The 11,812-nt window shown below is 57.1% G+C and carries 2 protein-coding genes; one reads left to right on the top strand and one right to left on the bottom strand.

Going from position 1 to position 11,812, the window contains the following annotated elements:
* Positions 1 to 121: 121 nt before the first annotated feature.
* Positions 122 to 5,035, bottom strand: coding sequence for a DUF4214 domain-containing protein (locus GVN17_RS28495; RefSeq protein WP_166598610.1), 4,914 nt, complete (start codon positions 5,033 to 5,035; stop codon positions 122 to 124).
* A gap of 1,025 nt (positions 5,036 to 6,060) precedes the next feature.
* Here GVN17_RS28495 and GVN17_RS28500 point away from each other — a divergent pair.
* Positions 6,061 to 11,598 (top strand): DUF4214 domain-containing protein, encoded by a 5,538-nt coding sequence (locus tag GVN17_RS28500; RefSeq protein ID WP_166598611.1) that lies wholly within the window; start codon positions 6,061 to 6,063, stop codon positions 11,596 to 11,598.
* The last annotated feature ends 214 nt before the right edge of the window (positions 11,599 to 11,812 follow it).

The raw sequence follows: 11,812 nt of genomic DNA on the forward strand, positions 1-11,812 counted from the left end.
GCTCTAGAGCCGCGAACACCGGTGACGTTTCGCTGAACGCACTCACCGCCACCCAAATAAAAAACCCCGCTGCCTTTTCAGGAAGCGGGGTTTTGTTTTTCTACTGCGTTACAGCCTTGAATCAGAGCGGCAGCACGTGACTCGACAAATGCAGATCATTCACGGAGGTGATCGAACCGGTGTAGCTCAAGGTACCGACCAGAGTGATGTCCGCAGCGTTATCAACAACACTGGCCGAACCACCGCCCGCTGAGTTTACAAAGTAAACGTTGGCCGAATGCGCGGTGTTGTCGAACGCAACGATTACCTCTTTGCCGTTGACCGTTGACAAGGTTCCGTTTGTGAAGTCAGCGACACTGACAGCGCCCTTGGCCGCCAGATGTCCACTGGTACCGTCGAGCAGCGTCACCGAGTTCGCCTCCCCTCCGAAATCAGAGGTGTCATTAACGATTTGATAGCCCTTCTGAGCGCCCAATCCGATAAACGACGAGAAGTCCAGCGCGCTACCTGTAGAACCCGTAGTGAAGTTGGTGATCAGGTCGGTGCCGTTAGCCGCAGCTGTGCCCGCAAACACGAACGTACTGCCTGCGTTAACCGTAACCGTGTCATTGCCAACGCTGCTGTAGAAGCTTTGATGCCCCTGCCCCAGAACTACAGTCGCTGCGGCCTGAGCATGAACCGAGACATCTTCGCCATCGCCGATGGTGATTTTGTTGGTGAAGCGGTTGCTGCCTTCCAGGTTGATCGTCTCGAAACCGGTCAGATGGCTCAGGTCAGTCGTAACACTTGCCAAGCCAACGTTCAACACATCACTGGTGGATGTAGTAGCCGCCAGCGTTTTGCCAGCCAGATTCGCGGCGGTGTCCGTAATCGACAGCGTTTCGCTACCCGACAACTTGATGCCGGTAGCGGCAAAAGCGGTAGAGACATCAGCGAAGTTGCCAGTAACAGCGGTGACCGACGACGCATCCACCTGAGTCGTGGTTTCGCTATCGATAGTGTTCAACGTAGAAGCTGCAACAGAACCGGTATCCGAAACAGTGACGGTGACCGAGTCCTTCACGAAGTGACCGCTATCCGCTAACAGCTGAGCGGCATTGTCGGTGATCTTGGTGTAGGTCAGCGCTTCTTCGGTGTAGCCCTCGATCGTGGTCAGTTGGCTAATCGTAGCGGCATCCTGCACCGTTACGTGGGTACCGGAATTAATGAACAGACCAGTGTTCAGAGCAAGATTGAGCGCGGTGTCCGAGACCTTGGTGTAGAGAACATCGTTTGCAGCATCGTTAATCGTTGCCAGTTGGAGCAAGGTAGCCGCGTCGGAAACCGTGACGACTTTGCCTGCGGTGTACTTGCCAGCACCCGAATTCAAAGCGGCATCAGTCGCCAGCGCTTCGGCAGTGTCGTCAATGGCACCGTCGTAGTGCAGCTTGCCACCTGTAGCTTCGTCGATTGCGGAAAGCTTGGCGATCGTGGCCGATTCATCGGTAACAGTGACGTCGATACCGTTTTTGATGTAAGCAGCGGCACCCTCAGCGCTGAGGTTGTCCAGAGTGTCGGAGATCGAGGTGTAGTGAACCTTGGTGGCATCCTCGGTTTTGGCAACCAGAGCTTTCAGCTCAGCAATGGTCACATTGCCGCCAACGGTTACGCTAGAGTCCTTGCCTACATAGGACGTCAGCACGCCTTCAGACGAGAAAAGATTGGCAGCAATATCGCTGATGTCGTTACCCGTCACAATGCCGGAGGTCAGGGCATTGATAGTGTCCAGTTGGGAGACAGACGCCGAATCGCTGACGGTGATGTTTTCTGAACCAGTCAGGATGACGTGCGCATCCGGCCCCGTCAGATTGACGGCGATATCAACCACCGCGCCATGAGTTACTTCACCCACACCTTGAATATTGACAACACCCTTGATTTGGGCGATCGACGCACCGTCTGCGATGTTGATGGAATGGCCTACAAGCAGGCCTTCGTCGGCATCGAGAAGGTTTGCTGCGGTATCGCTCAGCGAGTAAGTGGCTTCCAGCGCGTCCAGATCGGCATGGTTCGACGCGTGATCGATGACACTCTGCGCAGATGCCAAGTCGTTACTGGCGGCCGCGACGGTCAAACCGAGACCCAAGTCGATCACCGTATTAGTGAGCGAGTAGTTTTGATAAGTCAGTGCTGATGCGATATCAGCCTTGTCAGCCGCAACGTTCGCGAGAGAGTCGTTTACGGTGTAGGTATGAGCTGCTGCAATTGAGTGAGTAGAGGCAATATCGCTCTTCAAATCACTTACGGTGTCTGTGACGACACCGTAAGTGACATCACCAGTGCCTGCAGCAGTTTTTACGGTTTGAATGGTCGCGATGGATGCAGCGCTGTCACTGATCGTGACGTTGTGCCCGGACAGCAACGCGGGAGTAGCGCCCAAGAGATGCTGCGCGGTGTCTTTCACGGAGTACGTCGCCTCAAGATCGCCCAGATCATCAGCGTTCCGAGCACCGTTGATGACACTTTGCGCATTGCTCAGTTGACTGGTGAGGCCGGACACTGCCAGATCGACGCCGAGATCAATGTCAGTCCCTGTCAACACATAGGCCGCAGGCACAGGATCTGTACTGGCGATGTTCGCAATGACGTTTTCCAGGCTGTCGTGGATGTAGTAGGTGTGGGCGACAGTGAGCGGCGACGACGACGCCATATCCGCTTTCAGATTCACCACGGTGTCAGACACCGCCAGATAGCTGACGGTCCCACTGCCAGCCGCTGCCTTCACTGAATTGATTTGAGCAACCGTCTGGCCTTCACTGCCGGTGATGGCGACGTTATGGCCTGCCAGCAGATCAACATCAGCACCCTGCAATTGCTCCAAGGTGTCTTCAAGCGTGTATGACGCACTCAGGCTATCCAGGCTCGCTTTGTTCGAGGCGCCGTCGATAACGCTCTGCGCATTCGACAGTTCGGCGACTGCATCAGTAACACTCAGGTTCTCACCCAAGTCGATCTCGGTGTCTGCCAGTGCATAACTTGTCGCACCGGCCACAACCGATTCAGAACCCGCCTTATCTGCAACGACATTCTGCAACGAGTCGGTAACGGTGTAAGTAACCGCCCCCACGTCTTCTGCCGATTTCAGACTGGTGATTTTGGCGATCGACGCCCCATCCGAAACGGTTACGTCATGGCCTGCCAGCAACGATGTGTTGGCCGCAGCTTCTAGCAAGGTCTCAATATCGTCCTTGAGGGTGTACGTGACATTGAGTGTCTGCAGGTCGTCGGCATTCGACGCACCAGAAACAACGCTTTGCGCGTTAAACAGGTCGGCTTGAGCGTCTTGAACACTCAGATCAACGCCCAACGCGACAGTGGAGTCTGTCAGCGAGTAGGTGTTGTACTGCAACGGCGATTGACCATCGGCTTTATCGGCAATGACGTGCGCTAGCGAATCATTTACCGAGTAGTCATGGCCTTCAGTGACAGGATGAGCCAAAGCGACATCGGCTTTCAGATTTTCGATGGAATCAATGATCGAAGCTTGAGGGAAGGAAACGACCTGATCAGGACCGGCGAGGGCTTTCAGTTCGCTGATTTGGGCGACAGTAATGCTGGTCACATTACTGACTTCCACATCGTGGCCCTGAATCAGGGCGGCGCTAGCTGGTTTAGTCAGGTTTTCCAACAAGTCAGTTACTTCGTTGTAACTCACCAAACCGGTAGTTTTAGCGTCAACGGCGGCGATCTGAGCGAGGCTCACTGAATCAGTGATCAAGACCGGCTTGTTTCCCAAGCCAGTAATGTCGTTAGAGCTCAGCGCTGTGAGAAGGTCTGCCTGAGAGCCGGAAATACCCGTGAACGCGGAGACATTCAGCTTCGGTGTGACATTAATGTCCAGCGTATTGAGCAACCCAGCGCTGATCGACAACGAGCCTGTCAGAGCGATGGTTCCGTTACCCCAGATCTGATGGACGACTGGGGCCACGAGGGTATTCACGAGGAGAGTGAAGTCAATAACCGGAGCGGATACCAACGTGCTGAGATCAGAGACCGAAACAGTTGCAGTGCCGTCGATGACCAGACCTTTCGTGATGGACGCGAAGTCAACGGAAACGGAAGAGCCGGTAGTCGGTTTAAATACCACCTTGTCATTTTCGATCGTGATCTTCACATCACCGTTGGCCGTGCCAACAGTGAACTTACCAGCATCAGGACCTGTACCGTTGGTAACAGTGAACGTCGGAGCGGTCACCGGTGGAGTCCCGCCTCCACCAGCACTCGGCGTAGCCGTCGAAGCATCATTCGCGCCCTGATTCGCCGCATCGGCCAGTGCCGATGGGTTGGTCTGTGCCGCGACAACTTTGGTGTTGATCGAGGTGAACAGGGTGTCGAGGTTGGTGTTGCTGGTGACGCCGGTCAGTACGGCGTTCAGGTAGGTGACCAGGTTGCCCAGCTCGGCCGGGGAGATTTTGATCAGGTTGGCGACGTTGCCCAGTGCGGTGCTCAGGGAGTTCAGCACGGCGGTGGTCTGGCCAGCGGCGCTGGACGGGACCAGCTTGATCAGATCCAGTGTGGCATTCAGGCTGTTGCTGTCAGCGTTGACCGAGGTCAGCACTTTGGCGGCCAGGGTGGTGTCGTTCAAGCCTTTGTCGGCGAACGCGATACCCACGGTAGCTTTGTTGGACAGCAGGGCGGCGTCGGCTTTGCCTTGCGTGGACGTGTTGCTTTTCGCACCGTTGATGACGGTAGCGACGAAGGTGTCACGGCTGATCGTGCCGGCGTCCAGTTGCGCTTTCCAGTACGCCAGACCGTCCGTGTCGCTGGTGCGGCTCAGGACGTTGCCGTAGATGGCGTTGACGAAATCGGTGGTGGTCATGCCAGCCGGGTATTTAGCTTGGCCTTCCGGTTGGGACTCAACCCAGTTTTTGGCGATCTGATTCAGGGAAATGGTCCCCGCGTTCAGTTGGTTCACCCAGTAGGCCAAGCCTGCCGAGTCAGGTGCACGATTGAAAAACGCGGTGTACAGCTCAGCTAAGTCCGACTGGGTGCTCATGTCTATCTCCTGACGACGAAAATTCAAAAGCCCCGCTGAAAGAGCGAGTCTTTTATTCCTAGAATTAAGTGTGTTTAAAAACTGTACCCAGAACGGGTGCCCAGACTTTATGGGAAAGCTGGGGCGGCAAGCATCTCAGGGAAACAATTAACTTTCTAGTTTTATTTTTACTCGCGCGCCGGCAAACCGACGTCAACAAAACAGCGGAACTAACGTCCAACTTTTTCGACATAAGCCAAATAACAGCTCCAGCATTTATATGGAAAATCGTGCATTGCGGCATTGGAGCGAGGTTGAAAGGTCACGGTCAAAAAATCATCAAAACCTTATAACTTGTTGAATACAAACGTATTTTAATAAAGGCAAAAAACAGGCGTCATTTTTAAGTCGAGTAATCGTTCGCTCGAAAAATTAATTAATGACTCCGCACTCTTACCGCTGAAACGCTTCCGCTTGGCGAGAAACTTTCCAACTATTACAAAAGTGCTAATGCGTTTTCAGTTAAAAGTCTCAACCTGATCATTCTTTAACCACTTTTTTAAAACCGTACACTTCTTGTTCACTTGAACAAAAAAACGAGCAAATAAACGTGTTTTCCTGTCATCTATGAAATATTAACTTCCCTCATCACTCACTTTTGTAAAACTCTAATAAAGTGTGTAACTTATTCATTTCATTGAAGAATTATTCCGAAAAATGCCATCATTTTGGCATCAGCCGCTCAAAATCCTGACCAAATCGTCAATCACCGATTCAGTGCATTCGCTACTATTCCAAAAAAATCCTGCCTGAGCAGCGACTTGGCGGAGTGCCATTACCGGTCGTCGGATGGGTGAATCCGCGTCAGCCGCGCGCTAATGGGCTTGCCTGACCGGTCACTCCAAATCGAGGGAATGAGGCGCTGAGCGGTAATGTCGAATTGCCTATGCCAGACCTATACTCCGCGCGTTCAGACATTGTCCGACAAAAAACCTGCATTTTTCTGCCGTCGTCCTGTAACCCAGGTGCCAGATAAGGAACATCTCATGTCGTCGCCGTCTCAGTCCTATCCCTACATCGACCTGTCCGCCCCTCTCAACTATTCAGAATCGGGCAGTGGCGACATCGATGCCTACACCGCGTACACCGATATTTCCGGCAATCTGGCGCATTACGCTTGGGTGATGAATCAAGTGGGCGCGAACGTCTGGAGCGCGTCACTGAATTCGCCCAGCGATTCAGCGGACGTGATTCAACTCTCGATTCCAACGGGTTACGCGGTAGACGGCTACTCGCTTTCGATTACCAGCTCGACAATCAACTCATCCGCGTTCTTTGACTTCGGCTCAATCAGCGGAAACGGCTTCGACGACTATCGCGCCTTGAGCAGTTTCAGCAGCGGTAACGTGGTCGGCTCAGGGTCGTACAGCGTCACGATAGGCAGTGGGACCAACGTCCTCAGCTACACACTTCAACTGAACATGATCAAGGTCAACGAAGCGCCAACCACGGCAGAAGACGCGCTCTATCCGACCTTCTATACCGGCGGTCCGGCGGTCGATCTGTTCGACAATGTGGTGATCACTAACGAAGCCAATCAGCACATCACCCAACTCACACTGTTAGTAGACGGCGTCGCGGCGACCGACAGCGAGTTCCTCACCATTGGCGGCAGCGATATTCACCTGGTGGCGGGCCAATCCGGCGGCTTGGGCAATACGGGCGTCACCTTTGCCACCACCAACAGCGACGGATCGATCCAGGTCAGCCTTACGATGCCGGCCAACACCACATCGGCAACGGTGCAGACGCTGCTTGATGGCATGACTTACAAGAACACCAGCGCCAGCCCGACGTTGGGAGATCGTGGCATTACGCTCGCCAACATCAGCGATGACGGAGGCGTTGCCAAAACGGGCCAGGACACGAGCACGCCCTACGACTCCACCGCAGTCACCGTTGCCGCTCCTGCCAACGCAGCCCCCGTTGTGACCACCGACAGCGGCAGCGCAGCATTCGTTGAAAGCGGTGCCCAAGGCGCGTCCCAGCCAGTATCAATCGACTCGGGCATAACGGTGACGGACAGCGACAACGCCACGCTCACCAAGGCGACCGTGAGCATCAGCACTCACTTCGTAAGCGGCCAGGACATGCTGCTGTTTGTCTCAAACCCCGCAACGATGGCTGATATCAGCGGCAGCTATAACGCCAGCACAGGCGTCCTGGAGCTGACCTCTGCCGCCCACGCGACGCTCGCTCAATGGCAATCGGCCCTGCGTTCGATCACGTACAGCAATCAGTCAGATAACCCGGACACACAGACACGGACCATTTCCTACGTGGTCAATGACGGTACGTCAGACAGCGTCGCCGCCACGCGTGACGTGACGGTTGCGGCCACCAATGATGCGCCCGTCGTGACGAATTCCGGAGGCAGCGCCAGCTTTACCGAAGGCAATAATACGTCCTCCACGCCTGTTGCAATCGACAGCGGCCTGACAATCAGCGATGTGGACAACACCACGCTCACCAGCGCCCAAGTTTCCATCACGGGCAACCACCACGCCGCCGAGGACATCCTGGTCTTCACCAACAACCCGGCAACGATGGGCAACATCGACGCCACTTACAACGCTGCGACAGGCGTTCTCAGTCTGTCCTCCGCCGGCTCGACTGCCACCCTCGCACAATGGCAAGCCGCCCTGCGTTCGGTGACCTATACCGATTCCTCTGACACACCGAACACCGGCGCGCGCACTATCACTTTCCAGGTGAACGACGGAACGGCGGACAGCATCGCCAACACGAAATCGGTGTTGGTCACCAGCGTCAACGACACCCCGATTGCAACGACCAGCGGCGGTCCGACGGCGTTTACAGAGAGCAGCGCCGGAGCGTCCACGCCTGTGGTGGTGGACAGCGGTATCACGCTGTCCGATGTCGACAGTTCGACCCTCGCGTCTGCGGTCGTCAGCATCACCGGTAACTTCAGGAGCGCCGAGGACCTTCTGAGTTTCACCAACAACCCGGCCACCATGGGCAACATTTCTGCAATCTACAACTCGGCCACGGGCATCATGAGCCTCAACTCTTCGGGTGCAACAGCCACGGTCGCGCAATGGGAGGCTGCACTGCGTTCGGTCACCTACACCGACACCTCCGATGCCCCGACCACCGCCTCACGTACGATCGCTTTCACGGCGAATGACGGCAGCTCAAGCAGCGCAAGCGTCCAGAAAGTCATCACCATTGCGGCCACCAACGACGCCCCGGTTGTGACTGCGACCAGCGGCACGACAGCATTCACTTCAGGCAATAACAGCGGCGCGACACCGGTGGCGATTGACATAGGCCTGAGCGTGAATGACCCGGACAACGCGACCCTGACCCACGCGACGGTCAGCATCAGCCAGAACTTCAAAGCGGGCGAAGACGTTCTGTCGTTCGTCAACACCAGCTCGGCAACGTTTGGGAACATCGCTGCAACGTTCAACGCGGCGACGGGCGAGATGGAAGTGTCCTCCGCTGGCGGCACTGCCACCCTCGCGCAATGGCAAGCCGCCTTGCGCTCGGTCACCTACGTCGACACTGCAGTCACGCCGGACACCAGCGCACGCACCATCAGCTTCAAGATCAATGACGGTCAGTTGGACAGCGCCGTCGTTACCAAAACCGTTTCGGTCGTCGCCGTCGACAACTCGCCGATTCTCCAGGCCTCGGGTGGCGTGTCTGCCTTCGTCGAAGGCAATAACGTGAGCTCTACGCCGGTCATCATCGACAGCGGCATCAACGTCGGTGACGTAGACAGCAGCAGCCTCAGGTCCGCCAACGTCACCATTACCAACGTGAAAGCAGGTGACACACTGGCATTCACCGGCAACAGCGCGACCGTGGGCGACATCACGGCTGGCGCCTACGACGCCAACACGGGGGAACTGGCCCTCTCGTCAGCGGGCGGCGCCACCCTCGCCCAATGGCAAGCGGCGTTGCGCAGCGTCAGCTACAGCAGCAGTTCAGAGTCACCGGACACCAGCAGCCGCAGCATCAGCCTCACTGTCAACGACGGCAGCAGCGACAGTGCGCCCGTGCTCAAAGTCGTGACTGTCGAAGCCGTCAACGACACCCCAGTGGTGGCCATCAACGGCCTCGGTGCCGCATTTGTCGAAGACAATAACGTCACCTCCACGCCGGTCGTGATCGCCAACGGTCTGATCGTCACCGACCTGGATAACAGTAGGCTGGCTAGCGCTGTCGTCAGCATCACAGACAACCTGCACAGCGCCGAAGACGCGCTTTCGTTTACCAATAACCCTACAACGATGGGCAATATCAGTGGAAGCTACAACACGCTGACAGGCGTGCTGAGCCTGGACTCCGCGGGTGCAACCGCCACGCTCACAGAGTGGCAAGCCGCCCTGCGCTCAGTGACTTACACCAATTCGTCCGACAGCCCGAGCCTCGATACGCGTACGGTCAGTGTCACGGTAAACGACGGGACAGAAGACAGCACCGTCGCCACCCAAACCGTGACCGTCACCGCAACCAACGATGCACCGGTGATCACGCTCTCAGCGTCCAACCCGACGTTCACCGAAGGCGGGGCGGCCGCGATCGTCAATGGAAGCGTCGTGCTGAGCGACGCCGACGGCAGCACGCTGGTCAGTGCGAAAGTGAGCATCGCAGGGTTCGTCGCCGGGGAGGACAAACTCGATCTTCCGACCGGCTTGCCGAACATCGGCGACATCGTGGCTTCGTTCAACGCTGTCACCGGCGAACTCACGCTGACCTCCGCCAGCCCTGCGTCCCTCCCTGAGTGGGAAGCAGCATTGAGCGCCGTGACGTACGAAAACACCTCACACGCTCCGACTGGCACCACGCGAACCCTCACGTTCACCGTCAACGATGGCAACGGCAACGCGGGCAACAGCGCTCTCGTCACACAAGAGGTAACCGTGGTGTCGGTCAACGATGCCCCGGACGTCGTCTTAGGGGCCGCAACTCAAAGCGTGCGCCAGAACACCCCGCTGGTGTTCAGCTCGGCCAATAACAACTTGATCATCGTCGGCGACGTTGATGCCGGCAGCCATGACGTGCAGGTCACGCTCACCGCCAGCCATGGCCTGCTCAACCTCGCCAGCTCGACCGGGCTCACCGTCACCGGCGATGCCACCGACGTCGTCACGGTCACCGGCACGCTGACGGCCATCAACAGCGCGCTGAACGGCCTGAAATTCACCCCAATGACGGGCTACACGGGGAGTGCGCTGGTCGATATCGCCGTCAATGACCTGGACGCCTCGAACCCGCTCGACGCCAGCACATCCGTGGTCATCACCGTCACCACACCGCCACCGCCCAACACGCCAACCAATCCGCCGGTCACCATCGACGGCGTTCCGGTCACGACCACGCAGGTCACGTTGCCCGGTGGCGAGACGGGCACCAGCGTTTCGGTCGGGCTGACCACCTCGTCGCGTCAAGACAGCACGGGGGACGCCAACACCGCGGATATCAACCTGGTCGGCAATGGCGCGTCTCCTTTACTCGTGGCCAAATTGCCAGTGGGTTACGGGCTGACCTCCGTCGGTGGTGGCGTCAAGTTAGCCAGCAACAGCGCAGAGACCCTCAAAGCCGCCATCGATGCGGCGACTGCGAATAGCGATCAAGCGCACCAGAACGTCAACGGTCAGCACTTCCTCGACAAACTGGCCGCTGGAACGTCGTTGCTGGTGAACACCATCACCCCCGTGACCGCGTCCACGGGGCCGACTCAAGCAATGGAACTGGACGGTGCGGGGGGTTCGCAACACACCGCGCTGGTGATCGATACCACTCAAATGAGCGGCAAAGGCTCATTGGTGCTCAACAACGTCGACTTCGCTGCCATCGTCGGTGCGACCACCGTTCAGGGCAATACCACCGGGCAAACGCTGACGGGGGATGATGCCAGCCAAAGCTTCATCGTCAACGCCAGCGACAGCTTCGTCTTTGCAGGCGGTGGCAATGACACCCTGAAAATCACCACCTTCACAGCGGCCAACAACACCGTGCTGCAAGGTGGACAGGGCAACGACACCGTGCAATTCAGCGGCGACCGCTCGCAGTACACCCTCGAACAACACGGCGGTTACACCCTCGTCAGCAACAAGGACGACCCGAACCAGCAGGTCAAAGTCGTCAACGTCGAGAACCTTGGTTTTGCCGACGGTGTGGTGTCGATTCCAACCAACACGCAACAGACCACGCTGGCGGCGCTGTACGACGGATTACTGGGACGTCAGGCGGATGTGGCCGGTTTCGACTACTGGACTCAACAATCCATGAGCATCGGCGGGATCGGATTGTCGATCCTGAACTCCACCGAGGCCGGCGCCAAAGCGCTGAACGGTGATGTCAGCCATGACATCGCTGCTCTGTACACCGCCTTCTTTGGTCGAACCGTCGACACCGCCGGCCAAGCCTACTGGACCGAGCAAGTCCAGCAAGGCCACCTGAACTTCGTGCAAGTCGCCGACAGCCTCCTCACCTCCACAGAAATGACTGGCCACAACAAAGCCCCCGCCACTTGGGACTTTACGGTCTGACAAAAAAGGGGCAGCCCTCGGGCTGCCCGCTTTTACGCTCGGTGCGCGATTCGGGTGTTCGAATAGGTGCAATGAGAGCTGTATGCCTCGATCTGCCCTTAATTCTGGCCAAAAGCCCCTGCCCCCCCGATCTGCTATTGATTCTGGCCGAAGGCCGTGGGAGTGCCGGGGTGGCGCTCCACCTTGCCTGCGATCCATTGCGCAGCGATGGCAA

The sequence above is a fragment of the Pseudomonas sp. SLFW genome, assembly GCF_009905615.1.
GTDB lineage: Bacteria > Pseudomonadota > Gammaproteobacteria > Pseudomonadales > Pseudomonadaceae > Aquipseudomonas > Aquipseudomonas bambusae.